This window comes from Nonomuraea cypriaca, from assembly GCF_015645445.1.
GTDB classification, from domain to species: Bacteria; Actinomycetota; Actinomycetes; order Streptosporangiales; family Streptosporangiaceae; genus Nonomuraea; species Nonomuraea cypriaca.
The window spans coordinates 1-16,683 of the sequence record NZ_JADOGI010000117.1; the positions used below are offsets into that span (position 1 = coordinate 1).

General features: G+C 70.1%; 17 protein-coding genes and 4 tRNA genes. 11 read left to right on the forward strand and 10 right to left on the reverse strand.

The window, feature by feature from the left end; all coding sequences use genetic code 11:
* Positions 1-279, forward strand: a 279-nt coding sequence (locus tag ITP53_RS56295; protein WP_407941336.1) for a site-specific integrase, incomplete at its 5' end; no start/stop codon positions are given.
* A 128-nt stretch (positions 280-407) separates the two neighbouring features.
* On the opposite strand, the gene ITP53_RS32065 is transcribed toward ITP53_RS56295, so the two are convergent.
* Positions 408-479, reverse strand: a tRNA-Val gene (locus tag ITP53_RS32065).
* A gap of 448 nt (positions 480-927) precedes the next feature.
* Here ITP53_RS32065 and ITP53_RS32070 point away from each other — a divergent pair.
* Complete coding sequence (locus ITP53_RS32070) at positions 928-1,344, forward strand: SsgA family sporulation/cell division regulator (protein ID WP_195899201.1); 417 nt, start codon at positions 928-930, stop codon at positions 1,342-1,344.
* Positions 1,345-1,519: 175 nt separating this feature from the next.
* On the opposite strand, the gene ITP53_RS58070 is transcribed toward ITP53_RS32070, so the two are convergent.
* Entirely contained in the window at positions 1,520-2,005 is a 486-nt protein-coding gene (locus ITP53_RS58070; protein WP_328816417.1) for a DUF305 domain-containing protein, read from the reverse strand.
* Between the two features lie 243 nt (positions 2,006-2,248).
* Here ITP53_RS58070 and ITP53_RS32080 point away from each other — a divergent pair, with 243 nt between their 5' ends.
* Positions 2,249-3,598 (forward strand): LVIVD repeat-containing protein, encoded by a 1,350-nt coding sequence (locus ITP53_RS32080; RefSeq protein WP_236051388.1) that lies wholly within the window; start codon positions 2,249-2,251, stop codon positions 3,596-3,598.
* Here the strand turns inward: ITP53_RS32080 and ITP53_RS32085 are convergent.
* The 6 genes from ITP53_RS32085 to ITP53_RS32110 all read right to left on the reverse strand — a co-directional run bounded on the left by ITP53_RS32085 (position 3,592) and on the right by ITP53_RS32110 (position 9,206).
* On the reverse strand, positions 3,592-4,116 hold the full coding sequence (locus tag ITP53_RS32085; RefSeq protein WP_195899203.1) for a hypothetical protein: 525 nt from the start codon (positions 4,114-4,116) through the stop codon (positions 3,592-3,594). The genes ITP53_RS32080 and ITP53_RS32085 overlap by 7 nt on opposite strands.
* 298 nt (positions 4,117-4,414) lie before the next feature.
* Positions 4,415-5,245 (reverse strand): aminotransferase class IV, encoded by an 831-nt coding sequence (locus ITP53_RS32090; protein WP_207756685.1) that lies wholly within the window; start codon positions 5,243-5,245, stop codon positions 4,415-4,417.
* On the reverse strand, positions 5,246-6,256 hold the full coding sequence (locus tag ITP53_RS32095; RefSeq protein WP_328816421.1) for a chorismate-binding protein: 1,011 nt from the start codon (positions 6,254-6,256) through the stop codon (positions 5,246-5,248).
* A 79-nt stretch (positions 6,257-6,335) separates the two neighbouring features.
* Positions 6,336-7,886, reverse strand: a complete 1,551-nt coding sequence (hutH, locus tag ITP53_RS32100; RefSeq protein WP_195899205.1) for a histidine ammonia-lyase — start codon at positions 7,884-7,886, stop codon at positions 6,336-6,338.
* 16 nt (positions 7,887-7,902) lie between these two features.
* On the reverse strand, positions 7,903-8,610 hold the full coding sequence (locus ITP53_RS32105; RefSeq protein ID WP_195899206.1) for an ArsR/SmtB family transcription factor: 708 nt from the start codon (positions 8,608-8,610) through the stop codon (positions 7,903-7,905).
* Between the two features lie 44 nt (positions 8,611-8,654).
* Positions 8,655-9,206 carry a hemerythrin domain-containing protein gene (locus ITP53_RS32110; protein ID WP_328816424.1) on the reverse strand — a complete coding sequence of 184 codons (552 nt, stop codon included), beginning with the start codon at positions 9,204-9,206 and terminating at the stop codon, positions 8,655-8,657.
* 220 nt (positions 9,207-9,426) lie between these two features.
* Here ITP53_RS32110 and ITP53_RS32115 point away from each other — a divergent pair, with 220 nt between their 5' ends.
* The 7 genes from ITP53_RS32115 (at position 9,427) to chrA (ending at position 12,888) form a co-directional block, all read left to right on the forward strand.
* Entirely contained in the window at positions 9,427-10,149 is a 723-nt protein-coding gene (locus tag ITP53_RS32115) for an SDR family NAD(P)-dependent oxidoreductase (protein WP_195899208.1), read from the forward strand.
* An 81-nt stretch (positions 10,150-10,230) separates the two neighbouring features.
* Positions 10,231-10,302, forward strand: a tRNA-Gly gene (locus ITP53_RS32120).
* 15 nt (positions 10,303-10,317) lie between these two features.
* Positions 10,318-10,388 (forward strand) — tRNA-Cys (locus tag ITP53_RS32125).
* A 6-nt stretch (positions 10,389-10,394) separates the two neighbouring features.
* A tRNA-Val gene (locus ITP53_RS32130) sits at positions 10,395-10,469 on the forward strand.
* Positions 10,470-10,654: 185 nt separating this feature from the next.
* Positions 10,655-10,897 carry a cupin domain-containing protein gene (locus ITP53_RS32140; RefSeq protein WP_207756686.1) on the forward strand — a complete coding sequence of 81 codons (243 nt, stop codon included), beginning with the start codon at positions 10,655-10,657 and terminating at the stop codon, positions 10,895-10,897.
* 224 nt (positions 10,898-11,121) lie between these two features.
* On the forward strand, positions 11,122-11,433 hold the full coding sequence (locus tag ITP53_RS32145) for a PadR family transcriptional regulator (protein WP_195899209.1): 312 nt from the start codon (positions 11,122-11,124) through the stop codon (positions 11,431-11,433).
* A 321-nt stretch (positions 11,434-11,754) separates the two neighbouring features.
* Positions 11,755-12,888: a chromate efflux transporter gene (gene chrA / locus ITP53_RS32150; protein ID WP_328816428.1), complete on the forward strand. Its 1,134-nt coding sequence runs from the start codon at positions 11,755-11,757 to the stop codon at positions 12,886-12,888.
* A gap of 12 nt (positions 12,889-12,900) precedes the next feature.
* Here chrA and ITP53_RS32155 read toward each other — a convergent pair whose 3' ends face one another.
* Together ITP53_RS32155 and ITP53_RS32160 are read right to left on the reverse strand one after the other, a co-directional pair.
* Positions 12,901-14,625 carry a beta-galactosidase gene (locus ITP53_RS32155; protein ID WP_236051389.1) on the reverse strand — a complete coding sequence of 575 codons (1,725 nt, stop codon included), beginning with the start codon at positions 14,623-14,625 and terminating at the stop codon, positions 12,901-12,903.
* Between the two features lie 35 nt (positions 14,626-14,660).
* On the reverse strand, positions 14,661-15,833 hold the full coding sequence (locus ITP53_RS32160) for an ROK family transcriptional regulator (RefSeq protein WP_195899212.1): 1,173 nt from the start codon (positions 15,831-15,833) through the stop codon (positions 14,661-14,663).
* A 172-nt stretch (positions 15,834-16,005) separates the two neighbouring features.
* On the opposite strand from ITP53_RS32160, the gene ITP53_RS32165 reads away from it, so the two are divergent.
* Positions 16,006-16,554, forward strand: coding sequence for an ABC transporter substrate-binding protein (locus tag ITP53_RS32165; protein WP_207756687.1), 549 nt, complete (start codon positions 16,006-16,008; stop codon positions 16,552-16,554).
* Positions 16,555-16,683 lie beyond the last annotated feature (129 nt).

Sequence of the window (16,683 nt, forward strand, 5' to 3'; positions counted from 1 at the left end):
CCCATTCCCATCCCCCGGCGTACGCCCGCCCCCGCCTTGCCAACCCGGGCGTACGGCACCACGCCGCCCCCGCGCTCCCTGCCTGCGCGGGGGCGGTGCCTTGTGCCGCTCCTCCCGGGCGTCCCGCAATGGCACCGACACCCCGGCGGTCGGCGCATCAAGGTCCATGACACCCGGCGTACCTGTGCCTCGCTCCTGGTCGCTCTCGACGTCCACCCGCGCGTGGCCATGCAGATCCTTCGGCACAGCCGGATCGCGGTCACGATCTACAGGCGCTGACCGACGCCACCCGCGAGGCGCGCCCAAGCGGCCGGGAGACAACCTCGGCGGGTGAGACTGCCGCATCTGTGACTGCACAAAGATCAAAAGGGCCACTTCCCGTGATGGGATGTGGCCCTTGACGTCGGTGGGCGATACTGGGATCGAACCAGTGACCTCTTCGGTGTGAACGAAGCGCTCTCCCGCTGAGCTAATCGCCCGCCCTGCCAGCTCCGTGCGGTGCCGACGGGGAAAACCATACCGCACTCTGGCACCCACTGGCGAAGCGAAGCGATCGGGAGCCCCGTCCGGGGCGCGGGGAGGGATTCGGGTGAAACGCGGCGGTTGCCCACCGGCACAGCGGGTCGGTGGCATACCATCGACGTGTTCCGGAAGACATCGGCCGTGATCTTGGGAAGAAACGTTCATGGTCGGCGCGCCGGGGCGGGCTCCACATCACGCAAAACCCTTGCAAATACGACCCGATTGATGCCGTTTAGCCTGGTAGATGCCTAAATGTCCAGCTGTGATATGCGTTACAGAAGGCCCCTGGAGCGGAATCTTTCCTACAGGTTTCTTCGTTCCGCGTCATAGCTCAGGACGAACGAAGTCCGTCAGAGCAGTGAAAGCCCCGAAGAGGGGACCTACGACAAAAAGGTTTGGCTGACGATGAACAGCACCACCGTCTCCGCCGAGCTTGGCCTTCGGCTTGTGGTCCCCGACCGTACGACCGTCCCCCTGCTCGCCGGGCTGAGTTACACAGCCGACGATCCGTACGCCATACGTATGGCCTTCCACGTAGGGAACGACGAACCGGTCGAGTGGATCTTTGCTCGCGAACTGCTGACCGTAGGCATCGTGAGACGTGTCGGCGACGGCGACGTGCAGGTGTGGCCCGCGCGTGCCGACGGCGAACGCACCCTGCACATCAGCCTCACGTCGCCGTTCGGGCAGGCGCTCTTCGAAGTGCCGCTGGCCCCGCTCACCGAGTTCCTGCACCGCACGTACGAGAAGGTGCCGGCGGGACGCGAGACCGATTACATGGACCTGGACGCCGAGCTGACCAACATGCTCTGGTCGTCCTGACCGACCCCGGCGGTCCGGCTCACCGAGCCGGTCCGCATCACTGGTCCGGCTCCACCCAGCCCGGACCGCGTCACTGGTCCGGCTCCACCCAGCCCGGACCGCATCGCTGGTCCCCGGGCCGGACCGCGTCGCCGTCACCGACCGAGCAGGCGTGTCCGCGCGGCGCGCCGGCCGGTCAGGCCGGTAGCGAGTCCAGGACCTTCCGCATGCGGGCGATCTCGATGCTCTGCCCCGAGTACACATCCTTGGCCAGCAGCCGCATGCGCTGATCCCGGCCGGCGGCCAGCTGCTCCCCCGCCATCTTCACCGCGCCCTCGTGATGCCTGGTCATCAACCGCAGGAACAGGCGGTCGAAGGCGCCGCCCTTCGCCGCGCGCAGGGCGTTCATCTCGGCCTCCGTCGCCATCCCGTACCCCGCGGCCGGCCCGCCGTGCTCGTGCTCCGCGGGCGGGGTGCGGCCCAGCTCGGCCAGCCAGCCCGTCATGGTCTTGATCTCGGGGTTCTGCGCGGCCGCGATCTGGCGGGCGAACAAGCGGATGGCCGGCGTGGTGGTGCGGTCGTCCACCAGAGAGGTCATCTCCAGGGCTTGGCGATGGTGCGGGATCATCGCCTCCGCGAAGCGGACGTCCGAGGCCACCGTCGGCTGCGGCGTCTGTCCCACGCGCTCCCCCGGCGTCGCCGTACGCCCCGGCGCACCAGGGCTTCCAGGCACCAGTACGGGCGCTTCCGTACCCACGGGGGCCGGACCCACGGCAGACTGCTGAGAGCAGGAGGTAAGCGCAAATGTCGCCATAACTGTCACAAAGAGCGTACGCGTCCACGAACCTGCTGACATAGCTTCCATAGTGAACTACGAGACAAAGGGGAACGCGCGTTGATCTCTGCCAGGTTGCGCGGAGCCATCTTGTGCACGACGCTGTTGCTGGCGTCGGCCTGCTCACCGGGGGGCCAGCAGGAGACCGGGGCTTCGACCGCCGAGACCACATCGCAGGAGACCAGCGCTCCAGCAGACATCGCCGCCGGCGACGTGATGACCAGCGACAACGTCACACACGTCGCTAATGTGCCGAAGACCGCCCCCTTCGACGGGGAGGACGACGTCAACACGGACCTGGCCTTCCAGGAGAACTACGCGTACGTCGGCAATTTCGGCGGGTTCGCCATCTACGACATCAGCGACCCCACCGAGCCCAAGGCCGTCAGCCAAGTGGCCTGCCCGGGGCAGCAGAACGACGTCACCATCCACGGTGACCTGCTGATCCTGTCGATCGACGAGCCGCGCGGCGGCCCGGAGTGCGACTCCGGCTCGGGCGACCGCTCCTGGGAGGGGCTGCGGATCTTCGACGTCGCCGACAAGGCCAGCCCGCGCTACGTCGGCGCCGTACAGACCGACTGCGGGTCGCACACGCACACGATGGTGCCCTCCGAGGAGTCGCTCTACGTGTACGTCTCCTCCCCGGGCCCCGAGCCCGAGTCGCAGACCTGCGCCCCGCCGCACGAACTCCTCCAGATCGTGGAGGTGCCCCTCGACTCCCCCGAGTCCGCGCGGATCGCGGCGAAGCCGAATCTCTTCCCCGAGCTCGGGAGCTCCGACTACTCCTCCGGCTGCCACGACATCACCGCCTACCCGGAGAAGGACCTCGCCGCGGCCGCCTGCTTCGGCGACGGCGTGCTGCTCGACATCGCCGACCCGGTCGATCCGAAGGTGATCCAGAGGATCAGCGACAAGCAGAACTTCCAGATCTGGCACTCGGCGACGTTCAACAACGACGCGACGAAGGTCGTCTTCGGCGACGAGCTCGGCGGCGGCACCCAGCCCACGTGCGACCGCAACACGCCGCGGACGAAGGGCGCCGACGCCGTGTACGACCTCGTGGACGGCCAGTTGCAGCTCCGCGGCTACTTCAAGATCCCGAGGGAGCAGCAGGGGGAGGAGAACTGCGTCGCCCACAACGGCTCGCTGATCCCCGTGCCGGGCAAGGACATCATGGTCCAGTCGTGGTACCAGGGCGGCGTGTCCATCTGGGACTTCACCGACTCGGCCAACCCCAAGGAGATCGGCTACTTCGAACGCGGCCCGTTCGAGAGCGGGGCCCTGGCCGGCTCCTGGTCGGCCTACTACTACAACGGCTACATCTACTCCAGCGACATCCAGGAGGGCCTGGACGTCCTGGAGATCGACGACCCGCTCACCGATCCTGCCAAGCAGGTCAAGATGGACGACTTCAACGTCCAGACCCAGAAGAGCTACTGAGCCCGGCGGCCCTGCTCGCCGGGCCAGCAACGCGTCGACCGCGCCGCCGCCTCCGTGATGGCGGCGCCGTCGAGCCGTACCGCCTCGGGGCCGATGCCGGCCCACGGCCAGTTCAGGGTCAGCAGGACCACCCCGGGCGGCGGCAGCGGGAACAGCCACAGCGGCATCTGGTAGAGCGTGAACTCCGCGTCGCCGCGCACGCCCCCGGGGAACCACGAGAGGCTCGGGGGCGCGGCGTGGCCGTCCTCGTCGGAGGCGATCTCGACGCCGTTCGGGTAGCGCAGGGTGACATGCGGCGACGTGCTCTCCTCGCCGGAGAACGCCGAGTCCAGCCGTAGCGCGAGCCCGGGGGGAGCGGTGGCGTTGCGGGCCACGATGTCGATGTTCAGCAGGCAGCCGGTGTCGTACACCTGGATCATCGGCAGCAGGACGGCGAGGGCCGGAGTGCGGGCCAGCACCCGCTCGACCGCCACGATCGCGCCCATCCGGGAAATCGGCGGCATCGGCACAGTCGCCATCCCACTCATCGCACAACTCGCTTTTCGGAGGCGGTCCTGCGCGAGCATCGTAACGCCGTCATTCCATTTTCTGGAGACTGATCCAGAAATATAGATCGAATCTAGAAATGTCGGTTAGCTGGGCGCCGAGATCTTTCCCACCCGCCGGTTACGCAAGTGGTCAAGGTGACGACGGAGGAAAGGTAATTCGGGTCGAGCCGGCCGACGATGTGGAACCCCATTGTCCCGAAATCACCCGGCCGGAGCGGACGACCGCCACGAAAGCCTCACAAGATCAGTTGTGGGGCACGAGCCTGGCTCACGGGTTGAGGTCGGCGGCGGAGCGCTCGGCGAAGATCCGCATGGCCTTGGCGGTGATCGAGCCGGGAGCGATCGGCAACTCGGTGTCGTCGACCAGCTTGATCGGCTGGACGTCGCGCGTGGTGGAGGTGAGGAACGCCTCCTCGACCTCGTAGAGCGCCGACAACGGCACGTCGGCCTCCTCCGCGCCGCACCATTCGAGCACCAGCGCCCTGGTGACCCCGGCCAGGCAGCCGGACTCCAGGGTGGGGGTGAGCAGGCGGCCGTCGCGGACGATGAAGACGTTGGAGCCGGTGCCCTCGCACAGGTCGCCCGCGAGGTTGCCGAAGACGGCCTCGCCGGCGCCGCGCCGCTTGGCGTGCAGCAGGGCCTTGGCGTTGTCGCCGTACGAGGTGCTCTTGACGCCGGACAGGGCGCCGCGCTCGTTGCGCGGCCAGGGCACGACGGCGACGTTGGCGGTGGCAGGGAACGGCTTCTGCTCGTCGACGATGACCACCGAGGTGGTGCCCTGGTCGCCGCGGTCGGAGCCGAGCGGGCCCGGGCCACTGGTGTAGGTGACGCGGATACGGCCGAGCGGCCAGGCGGGCGCGACGGCGAGGAGCCTGGCGATGCCGTCGGCGATGGCGTCGACGTCGGGCTCCGGCAGGTCCATGCGCTGAGCGGAGAGCGTGAGCCGGTCGAGGTGCCTGGTGAGCGCGAACGACTCACCCTGCACGATCTTGATGGTCTCGAACACGCCGTCGCCGACCATCAGCCCGTGGTCGAACACCGAGACGGTGGCCCGCGCGGGGTCGATCAGCTCGCCGTTGACCCAGACAGGGATGTTCATTCAGTTTCCTCCTGTGGATGCCAGAGCGATGAGCCTGGCTGCCTTGAGCTCGGTCTCGAGCCACTCACGCGCGGGGTCGCTGCCCCACGTGATGCCCGCTCCCGTGCCGAACCGGATCTCGCCTGCCGAGATCCGGAAAGTCCTGATGCCGACGGCCAGCGCCGCCGTGCGCCGGTCGGCGTCGACCCAGCCCACAGCTCCACAGTACGGCCCCCGAGGTGCAGGTTCGAGCTCATTGATGATCCGCAGAGCCGACGACTTGGGCGCGCCCGTGACGGACCCGGGCGGGAACGTCGCGGCGAACAGCTCCGGCCAGCCCATCCCGGGCGCCAGCCGGGCCCGTACGGTGGAGACGAGGTGGACGAGCCCGGGGTGCTCCTCGACCGCGCACAGCGCGGGCACCTCGACCGAGCCGACGTCCGCGACCCTGCCGAGGTCGTTGCGGACGAGGTCGACGATCATGACGTTCTCCGCGTAGTCCTTCTCCAGCAGGTCGTCCGCGGTCACGCCGGTGCCCTTGATCGGCCTGGACTCGACCAGGTCGCCGGCGCGCGACAGGTAGAGCTCCGGCGAGGCCGACACCACGCTCAGCCCGGGAACGTGGACCACGCCCGAGTACGGCGCCGGGTTGCCCGACGCCAGCCTGACGGCCAGCGCGAGCGGGTCGGCGCCGGGTGGCACGGGGGCGGTCAGGATCCGGCAGAGGTTGGCCTGGTAGACCTCGCCCTGCTCGATGTAGTCGCGGATGGCGCGCACGCCGCGCTCGTACGCCGCCCGGTCGAGGGAGCCGCGCCACTCGCCAGGACCTGGTCCGTGCCAGGGGCCGGTGGGCGCGGGCAGCGGCGAGCGGCGCACCCGGTCGAACCGGGCGCACATCACCTTGCCCTCGTAGTCGACGACGACGGCCCACCAGCCCTCGCCGTCGAGAGCGGACAGGTCGGAGGTCACGTCACGCAACTCGGTGGCCAGGTGGTGACCTAAGTGAGCGAATCCGCCGAAACCGCCGTACACACCTTTCATTCTCCCAGCAATCCGACAAGCTCCAGCGCGCCCCGCGGCCGCCTTCGACGAACCGACCTGGTCGTCGCGCTCACGCCAGAGGGCCGGTGACCGACTCCGCCGCCGCGACCACGCCGCCGTCGGCCACCAGGCGCACCGCGGACTCGATCTCCGGCGCCAGGAACCGGTCGGGCCCAGGCGCGGGCACGGTCTCGCGCAGCGCCCGCACCACGGCGGCTGTGGCGGGGGCGGGCTCCAGGGGCGCGCGCAGGTCGAGCGCGCGGGCCGCGGTGAGCACCTCGACGGCGAGCACCCGGGTGAGCCCGTCGACCGACCTGCGCAGCTTGCGCGCGGCCGACCAGCCCATGGACACGTGGTCCTCCTGCATGGCCGAGCTGGGGATGGAGTCCACGCTGGCCGGCACGGCCAACCGCTTCATCTCGGACACGATGGCCGCCTGGGTGTACTGGGCGATCATGTGCCCGGAGTCCACGCCGGGATCGTCGGCCAGGAACGCGGGCAGCCCGTGGTTGCGCGCCACGTCCAGGAACCGGTCGGTACGCCGCTCCGACATCGACGCCAGGTCGGCGGCCACGACGGCGAGGAAGTCGAGCACGTACGCGATCGGCGCGCCGTGGAAGTTGCCGTTGGACTCGACCCGGCCGTCGGCCAGCACGGCGGGGTTGTCCACGGCGCTGGCCAGTTCCCAGCCCGCCACGGTGGCGGCGTGCGTGATCGTGTCGCGGGCGGCGCCGGCCACCTGGGGGGCACAGCGCAGCGAGTAGGCGTCCTGGACGCGGGTGCACGCCGTCGGGTCGCGGTGACTGGCCATGACGCCGGAGTCCGCCAGCACGCGCGTCATGTTGGCGGCCGACAGCGCCTGGCCAGGGTGCGGCCGCAGCGCCTGCAGTTCGGGCGCGAACACGCGGTCGGTGCCGAGCAGCGCCTCCACGCTCATCGAGGCGCTGACGTCGGCGGTCCTGACGAGCCTGGTGAGGTCGTCGATGGCCAGGATGAGCATGCCGAGCATGCCGTCCGTGCCGTTGATGAGTGCCAGGCCCTCCTTGGCGGCCAGCTCGACGGGGTCGATCCTGGCCTGCTTGAGCGCCTCGGCGGCCGGGCGGACCTTGCCTGACGCGTCGCGTACGACGCCCTCGCCCGTCAATGTGAGCGCGACGTGCGCGAGCGGTGCCAGGTCGCCGGAGCAGCCGAGGCTGCCGTACTCGTGCACGATCGGGCTGATCCCCGAGCTGATCAGCGCCGCCAGGGTCTTGGCCGTGGTGGGCCTGATGCCGGTGTGGCCGGTGGCGAGGGTGTGCAGGCGCAGCAGCATGAGTGCGCGCACCACCTCGGTCTCCACCTCGGGCCCGTTGCCGGCCGCGTGGGAGCGCACCAGGGAGCGCTGGAGCCGCCCGCGCAGCGCCGGGTCGATGTGCCGCGTCGCGAGCGCTCCGAACCCCGTGGAGATCCCGTACGCGGGCACCGGGCTCTCGGCCAGCTCGTCCACCCGCTGGCGGGCCGCCGAGACGGCGGCGATCGCGTCTTCGGTGAGCTGTACGGGGGCGCCGTGGCGGGCCACCCTGATGACGTCGTCGAAGGTCAGGGGCTCCGGACCGACGTTCACGACTCCGTTGTCGCGCATGATGCGTCTCTCTCGCTTAGGTAATCGGTGTACCCGATGTTAGCTCCTTACCGGAGAACAGCGCCGCCAGCCCCTCCCTGCCCGCGTCGGTGAGGATCACCGCCCTGGGCACCGTGCCTCGCAGGTACCACCCCCGCTCCAGCAGCACCCCGGTGACCGCGGCCCCCAGCGCCCCGCCGAGATGCGAGCGGCGCTCTGTCCAGTCCAGGCACTCGGGCGCGAACCGCCGCCTGCTCCCGCGCGCGCTCGCCACGTCCACGCCGAGGCCCGTCAGCAGCCGCTCCCCCGCGCCGGTCAGCTCCCCGGACGCGTAGTGGCCGCCGTCCCTGAGCCGGTCGAGCAGCCACACCCCGGCGCGCCCTGCGAGGTGGTCGTAGCAGGTACGGGCCTCCTCCAGCATCCTGGCCTGCCGCGACTGGCGCAGCGAGCGCACCGGCGGGCGGGTCCCGAACCTGGACAGCACCTCCAGCACCTCCGCCACGTCGTGCCCGGCCAGCCGGTAGTAGCGATGGCGGCCCTGGCGTACGACGCCGATGAGCCCGCCGTCGAGCATCCTGGCCAGGTGGGCGCTGGCGGTGGCGGCGCTCACCCCCGAGATCCTGGCGAGTTCCCCGGCCGCCAGCGCGCGCCCGCCGAGGAGGGCCGTCAGCATGGCCGCCCTGGTCGGTTCCGCGATGAGCGCGGCGATGGGCGCGATGGTGGCGTCGCGCGCGATGTACTCCATGCCTTCGACGCTAGTACGCCGACGTTTCGCCCGGCGTCGAAGGGTCAGCGCCTGCCCAGCGCCTTGCGGATCATGTCGCGGGCCTGGTCCATCAGCGCGAGAGGCCCTCCCTTCAGCATGTTCCCCGTGGCTGACTCGGTGCCGGGGTGCGGGCGTACAGGCGCCAGGGCCTCGGCCGTCCGCACCGCCGCCGCCATGGCCCGGCGCTCGACCGTCGTGGTGCGGGCGCGCAGCCGGGCGAACTCGTAGCGTTCCTCGCCGCGGGCGTGCCTGCTCACGGCGGCACGCAACTCGCCCAGGCGGTCCCAGAACCGCGGATCGTCCACTCCGGCCTTGTGCAGGTCGAGCAGGAGCCGCTTGGCCTCGTTCTCCTCGGCCAGCCGGTCGGAGACCACGCCGGGCCCGTTGTCGAGCTTCCTGCGCGCGTACGGGTGGACGATCTCCTCCTCGGCGGTCTCGTGCACGGACAGCATCCGCGTCAGCCGCTCGAACGCCGCCGCGACCTTGTCAGGCGGCGCCTGCTCCACTTCGTCGAACAGGTCCCTGATCTGGCCGTGCTGAGCGACCAGCAGGTCGATGACATCGTGTTCACCCACGTCGCGCTCGTACCCCGCGCCGCGGCGTACCACTCGCCCTCTTACCGAACACGGGCCGTTCGAGCACCGAACGCGGGGGTTGCCGGTCCTGGCCCCGGGTACGCGCAGCGACATGGCCTTCGGCCCACTCCGGGAGCGGGCCGTATGAGGACGGAGGGTCCGCACCCGGCGGGCCTGCGGCTCAGCCGCTGAGCCGCGCGGGCGGCTAGAGTCCTGGTCCATGACAGTCGCCCTCGTCACCGGCGCGTCGCGCGGCCTCGGCGCCGTGATCGCGCGCAGGCTGGCCTCCGACGGCCTGGCCGTCGCCGTCAACTACCGCTCGGAGGCGGCCGGCGCCCGGCAGGTGGTGGACGACGTTCGTGCCGCGGGCGGTGCCGCCGAGGCGTTCGCCGCCGACGTCACGGACGAGGACGACGTGAACGACCTGGTCGCCCGCGTCGCCGACCGGCTCGGGCCGGTGGAGGTGCTGGTGGTCAACGCGACCGGGCCGCAGCCGTCCATCCCGATCGAGGAGCTCACCTGGCAGTCGCACCTCGACCAGCTCACGTTCTTCGTCAAGAGCCCGACGCTGCTGGTACGGGCCGTGCTGCCGGGCATGAAGGAGCGGCGCGCGGGCCGGGTCGTGCAGATCGGCTCCGACATCGTCGACCGCAGGCTGCCCGGCATGTCGGCCTACATCGCGGCCAAGGGCGCCCAGCACGCGATGACGCAGGCGTGGGCACGGGAGCTGGGCCCGTACGGCATCACGGTCAACGTGGTCGCGCCCGGCTGGATCCCGGTGGAGCGGCACGCGGGCCTGGACGAGCGCGGCTACCTGGCCGAGGTGCCGCTGGGGCGGATGGGCACGCCGGGCGACGTCGCGGCCGCGGTGTCGTACCTGGCTTCGGGCGCGGGGGCGTTCGTCACCGGACAGCGCATCACCGTCAACGGCGGCCACACCTGACACCCGGGATCGAATTCCGGTTTGGGGACTGCGCGAGGATTCGCTAGAGTTCTCTCGTCGCCCGGTGCGAGCGGGGCGGACGCGGAAGTGGCTCAGTGGTAGAGCATCACCTTGCCAAGGTGAGGGTCGCGGGTTCGAATCCCGTCTTCCGCTCGGAGCTTCCGGCTCGGTGGCGTGGCCGAGAGGCGAGGCAGCGGCCTGCAAAGCCGTCCACACGGGTTCAAATCCCGTCGCCACCTCGACGAGGACGATTAGCTCAGCGGGAGAGCGCTTCCCTGACACGGAAGAGGTCACTGGTTCAATCCCAGTATCGTCCACCATGTTCGACCAGTTCAGAGGCTGGATCCCGAGACAGCGGATCTGGCCTCTTGGTGTTTCGCCTTGAGCCGCCGCCTGCACCGCTCCTGCGCCGCCTGCGCTCACCAAGGACATCGCCGAAGCACTCATCACCGGCGGCATCAGCGCCGTCCCGGTCACCGACGACGACCATCATGTGATCGGCCTCGTGTCCGAGGCCGACGAGGTCGTCCTGGGCCCGGGCGGCTACATCACCAAACCCCGCGGGCAGATGCACGCCATGTGGAACGCGGGCACGGAGCCCGGCCGCATCATCGAGGTCATCACATCGGGCGGTTTCGAGAACTACTTCCGCGACCTCAGCGACTTGTTCACCTCCGCCGCCCCGACACTGGTGTGGACCTCCACGAGACGCCTGAATTCGCCGAACTCGCCGCGAGATACGGCCTGACCTATGGCGAACCGGACTGGCTCGACGACATCGTGGCGCGTTACGGCCTGACACCACCGTCCCACTAGGACCCGGGCGCCCTGGTGGTTGCCGGGAGCCCGCACGGACGATTCGGCGAAGCACCGCCGGACGGCGACCGTGGAAGACGGCATCGGCAGCCGATATCGGTTACGTCATAAGCTGAGGGGATTGCGACGTCGAGTTCCGGGCGGTGACACAAGAACATGCGGGAGTTCCTGCGCGGGGCGGTGCGGCTGCACATCCTGCACCATGCGGCCGAGCAAGACATCCACGGCGCGTGGATGACCGAGGAGCTCAAGCGGCACGGGTATGCGATCAGCCCCGGCACGCTGTACCCGACGTTGCACCGGCTGGAGGCCGATGGGCTGCTGCTCTCCGAGCAGCAGGTGGTCGACGGCCGAGTGCGGCGGGTGTACCGGGCCACCGCGGCAGGCCGGGCGGCGCTGGAGCAAGATCGTGGCGCGCTGGCCGAGTTGGCGCGCGAGGTCCTCCCCCGAGAGGACTGGCCCCGCTGAGGATTGGCCCCGCTGAGGAATTGCGCCTCGGAAGGCGGGGCCCTGCCGGTCGGCGATCGCTCAACGTGCTTGCGCCGGACCTGCGGGATAGGCCGCCAGGCGCCGGTGATTCGGGCGCCTCCGTCGCCCCGCCCGAGGGCAGGCTCGGAGAGCCGAAGTAGTATCGTTCACCGATATCGGAATCCGTTATATCCGGGCACAAAAAGGGGGGACATCTCGGTGAGTGAGCACGACCATGCAGACCGACCCTCCGCACCAGAAGGCGGGCGCCCTGGCGCTCCCCACTCCGCAGGCCGCACCCCACCTGCCCAAGCCGGGTCGGTGCGCGAAGTGACGCTGCTGTTCTTGAAGCTGGGCACCATCGCCTTCGGCGGCCCGGCCGCGCACACCGCGATGATGCGCGATGAGCTCGTGCGCCGCCGTGGCTGGGTGGACGACCAACGGTTCGTGGATCTGATGGGCGCCACCAACCTCATCCCCGGCCCCAATTCCACCGAACTGGCCATCCACCTCGGCTACGACCGGGCCCGCCGGCGCGGCCTGATCGCCGCAGGGGTCTGCTTCATCCTCCCGGCCGCGCTCATCGTCACCGCCCTGGCATGGGCGTACGTGACCTACGGCAACACGCCCGCGGTCGAGGGCATCCTGTACGGCATCGTCCCCGCAGTGATCGCCATCATCGCGCACGCCCTTTTCGGCCTGCTCCGCACCGTCATCAAGAACCTCTGGCTCGCCGCGCTGACCGTCGCCGCGCTGACCGCGTACCTGCTGGGCGTCAACGAGCTGCTCGTGCTGGCCGCCGGGGCGCTGCTGGCCGCCGCTGCCCGCGCCCTGCGCCGGCCGCCGACGCAGAGGGGCCGTCCGCACGGGATGCTCGCCGCTCCGCTGCTCACCGCCGGTGGCCTGCCCGTCTTCCCCGACCCGACCGGCGGCCAGCTCGCCCAGCTGTTCGCGACGATGCTGAAGATCGGCGCCGTGCTGTACGGCAGCGGCTACGTGTTGCTGGCCTTCCTGCGCGGCGACTTCGTCGACCGGCTCGGCTGGATCACCAACCAGCAGGTCATCGACGCCGTCTCCATCGGACAGGTCACCCCCGGCCCGGTCTTCACCACCGCCACCTTCCTCGGCTACCTCGTCGCCGGCCCGGTCGGCGCGTTCCTGGCCACCGTGGCCATCTTCCTGCCCTCCTTCGTCTTCGTCGGCCTGCTCACCAAGCTCACCGACAAGCTCCGCTCCAGCGCCTGGACTTCCGCCCTGCTCGACGGGCTCAACGCCGCCGCGCTCGCCCTGATGGCCGGGGTGTCCTTCCACCTCGGCCAGACCGCCATCATCGACTGGCTGACCGCCGCCATCGCCGCGCTCACGCTGATGCTGTTGTGGAAGACCCGGCTCAACAACGCCTGGTTCATCGCCGCCGGCGCCGCCATCGGCCTCGTACACACCCTGCTTTCCTGACCCCGTCGCACGTCAGCTCATGACGCCGGCCTGTGCCAGGACCTTCGCGTAACCGGGCGCGTCCAGTCTGGTCGAGACGTACCAGGCGGTTCCCGATCCCACCTGGTGCCGGGTGACCGCCGGGCGGCCGTCGGCGTACGTCGCCGTCGCCGTGGCGCCGGTCAACTGGACGACCTCGCTCCAGAAGTCGCCGGTCGTCCCGTCGGACAGCGTGACGGGGCCGGTCAGCGGGTGGAACTCCTCGACGCGGGCACCGAGCACGTCGCGCAGGGCGCCGGGGTAGCCGCCCAGCCGGACGCGGGTGTCGGGATCGACGACGCCGCTGAAGTACGACGCGATCAAGGTACCGCCGCCTTCGACGTACGCGGCGAGGTTGGCGGCTGCCTCGTCGGAGATCAGGTAGAGGGACGGCATCAGCACAGCCCGATAGCGCGAAATGTCGTGAGAGGGGTGGACGAAGTCGGCGGCGAGGTCGTGCTGCCACAGCACCCGGTGCGCCTGCTCCACCGACGCGCGGAAGTCCAGCCCAGTGACGGGCAGGGCGGGGTTCCGGAGCGCCCAGCCCGCCTCGTCGTCCCAGAGGATGGCCACCTCGGCGGCCTCGGCGGGCGGCGCCGGAGGAAGAGCACTGAGCGCCCGGCCCAGTTCCACGACCTCGCGGAAGACACGGCTGTCGGCGCCCGCGTGCGGGACCATGCCCTGGTGCCACTGCTCCGCCCCGCCACGTGAGGCGCGCCACTGGAAGTGCAGCACCCCGGCGGCCCCGCGGGACACGTACTCGAGGCTGCGCCGGACATGCTCTCCCGGCTCCAGCACGACTGTCTCGGGGGTGTACATGGTCGCGACGCCCTGCTCCATCAGCAGCCACGGCTTCCCACGCGCCCAGGAGCGGGCGAGATCGGAGGCGAAGGCGACCTGGGCGAGCCCGCCGTCGCCGGGTTCGTCGGTGTAGTGGTCGATCGCCACGAGATCGACCTCGGCCGACCATTTCCAGTGGTCCAGCGGCGTCCACCCGGCCATCACGTAGTTGGTGGTGACCGGCTGGTCCCCGTGAACACGCAGGAGGTCGCGCTGCTCGCGGTAGTGGGCGAGCAGGGCGTCGGAGAAGAACCTGCGGTAGTCCAGTAGCTGGGCGGGGTTGGCCCGATACTGGGCGGCCCGCGGCGGCAGGATCTGCTCCCACGACGTGTAGTGCTGGCTCCAGAACGCCGTGGTCCACCGGTCGTTGAGCGCGTCGAGGGACTTGTGCCTGTCACGCAGCCAGGCGCGGAAGGCCGTCGCACAGTGGTCGCAGTGGCAGACCGTGCCGTACTCGTTGTGCACGTGCCACATGGCCGTCGCCGGGTGCGCGCCGTACCGCTCGGCGAGCGCCGTCACGATGCGGCGCGAGGCCGCCCGGTACGCGGGCGCGTTGACGCAGTAGGTGTCGCGGCTGCCATGGGCCAGCCTGACCCCGTCGGCACGTACGGGCATCGCGTCCGGGTACGCCATCGTGAACCAGGGCGGCGGAGAGGCGGTCGGAGTCGCCAGGTTGACCCGGATGTCATTGTCGTGCAGCAGGTCGAGTACGCGATCGAGCCAGCCGAAGTCGAAGACGCCCTCAGCAGGCTCAAGCCGTGACCAGGAGAAGACCCCGACGGTCGTGAGATTGACCCTCGCCCGGCGCATCAGCTCGACATCCTCCAGCCAGACGTCCTCGGGCCACTGCTCGGGGTTGTAGTCTCCGCCGAAAAACATGCTTTCCTCCATGTGGGGTGTAGCGGGCGAGCCGGCTAATCGCTGCCGGTGACGAAACTCTGGATGGCGACCACCGCGCCGCCACGGGCCCATTCGCGAAAGTCGTCCGCCTCGATGACCACGTCGGCCGAGTCCGGCACGCCGCGCCGGTTCGCGGCGAGGGCCCGGTGGAGGCCGTCCTTCGCGACGCGCGCCAGCTCAACGCCTTCGCCGGCCACGATCACCGTCTTGACCATGGCGAACGTCGCGATGTGCGCGATGAGCCTGCCGAGCGCGTCAGCGGCCTCGCCGACGACGCTGAGGCACACCGAGTCCCCCTGCGCGGCCAGCCACATCACCTCCTCGTACGTCACCACCCGCCCCAGCCCCTGCCCGGCAGCGGTCACGATCGACTCGCTGGACAGGTACGCGGCGGCGCATCCGCGGTGGCCTTCCCCGCACATCGGTCCACCGCCGTTCAGCACGAGGTGGGCGAACATGCCGAGGTCCGCCTCGGTCGTGGTCACCAGGTGGTCGTGCACGACGAGGGCGTAGCCGATCCCCGCCCCGATCGAGACGAGCGCGAAGTCGCGCAGCCCGCGGGCGGCACCGAACCAGTGATGCTGGTGGGCCAGCGCCGCCACGTCGTTCTTGACCACGCAGGGGACGCCCAGCGCCTGCTCGAGCAGCGCCTTGAGCGGCACCTGCCGCCAGCCGAGGAAGGCCGAGTCGACCAGCCGCTCGCCTCCGACCTGAACCGCGGCGCGGGCGTCGCCGGCGAGCGTGACACCGGCGCCGACAGGTGGTCTCCCACCGCCGGACAGCTCGTCCAGCAGCCGCCTGGCCTGGCGGCACACGGCCTCAGGAGTGTGGTCGGAGATCGGCTCGTCGCGGGCCGCGACGATCTGGGCGCGCAGGTCGGTGACGACGGCGTGGACGCGGTCGGCGGTCAACTTGACACCGAGGAAACGGTGCTCGCCCGCGGCCACGTCCAGTGGGCGGGTCGGGCGGCCGTTGACCGGGTCGTGCACCACGTCGCCTTCGACGAGGATCCCGGCGTCGACCATGGGCTTGGTCAGTCTCGTCAGGCTGCCTGTCGACAGGCGCAGGGTCCTGGCCAGCGCGGTCCTGGAGTGCGGGCCGTGGATGATGAGCTCCTTGACGATCGAGCGGGCCGCGTCAGGCAGGTCGTCCCACATGCCGGACCAGCTCCCCGGCTCAACCCCCATCAGCGCCATCCTCCCTCAATTGGCTTCGTCGCGAAACTAGCATGTCCATCGCGTAACCACGCCTGCACCCCGGAGCTCCTGAAAAGTGCGGATAGGTAGTGACATGAGTCTCACCTTGTCTCCAGGTTGGCTTTGTTGCAAAGCCATCTTGCTTCGCATGAAGGAGGCATGGATGCGTATCACGAGGTTCGCCGCGATGCTCAGCATGGCCGCCGCCCTGACGGCCTGCTCCTCGGCCACGCCCGGGAGCACCGGCACACCGTCGGCGAACGCCGGGCCGGTCACGCTGGAGTTCTGGTGCTGGGGCACGTCGCAGAAGGCCAAGGTCGAGGCGTTCACCAAGGCCCACCCGGACGTCCAGGTCAAGCACACCGACGTGGGAGGTGGCACGGACACGGCGGCCAAGCTGCTCACGGCGAACCGGGCGGGCAACGGCCCCGACGGCGTCTGCCTGGAATACGACACCCTGCCCTCCATGATCGTGGCAGGGGCGCTGGCCGACATCTCCGCCTACACCGGCGACGTCAAGAACGCCTTCAGCCCGGAAGTGTGGGCCCTGACCAGCTTCGACGGCGCCGTCTACGGAGTGCCGCAGGACGTCGGCCCGATGGTCCTGGTCTACAACAGGAAGCGTTTCGGGGAGCTGAAGATCGAGCCGCCGGCCACCTGGCAGGACTTCGCGAAGGTCGCGCGCTCGTCGCGATCGGCACCGCGAGGGTGACCGCGCGGCGCAGCCTGCTCAGCGTTGTCATGGTTTCTCTCTTCCGAACGCAGGCGTGGTCGTGACACCCCGGCCGGTCCGCGTGCCGTCGTGGCCCCGGGGCGCTCACCTGACGGTCACTTCACGGTC